The organism is Hymenobacter lapidarius (assembly GCF_001816145.1).
GTDB classification, from domain to species: Bacteria; Bacteroidota; Bacteroidia; order Cytophagales; family Hymenobacteraceae; genus Hymenobacter; species Hymenobacter lapidarius.
On the sequence record NZ_MDZB01000035.1, the window covers coordinates 1 to 905 of the forward strand.

1 protein-coding gene is annotated in these 905 nt (G+C 61.5%); it reads right to left on the reverse strand.

The window, feature by feature from the left end; translation table 11 throughout:
• Nucleotides 1–27: 27 nt before the first annotated feature.
• On the reverse strand, nucleotides 28–861 hold the full coding sequence (locus BEN47_RS01680; RefSeq protein WP_083322008.1) for an IS5 family transposase: 834 nt from the start codon (nucleotides 859–861) through the stop codon (nucleotides 28–30).
• Between the last annotated feature and the right edge of the window lie 44 nt (nucleotides 862–905).

The window sequence follows — 905 nt, forward strand, 5'->3', positions numbered from 1 at the left end:
AGAGTCTATCCGAATAGGGAATGAGCGTCAGCCAAAAAGACAATTATACCACGTGATTCTCGCGCAGGCAAAATGGAGCATGGCCAGGTAGTTGTCCGGTTTCTTGGCCCAGCGAATCAGCAGATGCCGAAAGCGGTTAAGCCAGCAATGCGTGCGCTCCACCACCCAACGACGGGCCTGTTGACCCGCTTTTTTGGCCTGGGCCTCCTCGCCCCGCGGCCGGATATGGGCCGTGTAACCATGCGCCGCCACGATTTCGCGCACCTGGGTGTAGTCGTAGCCTGCATCCAGACACAAGCCCTGCTCGCCGCCCGCCGCCAAGTGGGCCTGCCGAGCCGTCTCAGCCGCTGGCGGCAGGCTACTCAACGTGCTTTCCGTCAGTTTCATATCGTGCCGGTTGGCCCCCTCCAGCACCAAGCCTACCGGAATGCCCCGTGCCTCCGTCAACAGACTGCGCTTGCCGCCGCCTTTGGCGCGGTCCGTGGGGTTGGGACCGGTTTTTTCCCCGCCCAACGGCGCTTTGTGCAGCGAACCGTCGAGGGCCATCCAGTCAAAGTCGAGGCCAATCAAGTCCTCGTAGTCCTGCAACGCCTCGTTCCAAAGGCGGGCAAAGACGCCGGCCTCGACCCACTGCTGGAAGCGGCTGTGGGCCGTACTCGATGAACAAATGCCGGTGGCACCCAGCGCTTTCCACTGACAGCCCGTGCGTAGCACGAAGAAAATACCATTTAACACTTGCCGGTCCGGGATGCGCTGGCGGTGGCGGCCCAGCGGATGGGGTCTGGGCGTGTGCCCCGGCAGCAGGGGCGAGAGGCGCATCCAGAGCGTATCGGAAATCGTGAATTCTTGGGTCGTGGCCATGCCGCTAAAGTACCACTTCCTTAATCCCTATTCGGATAGGTTCT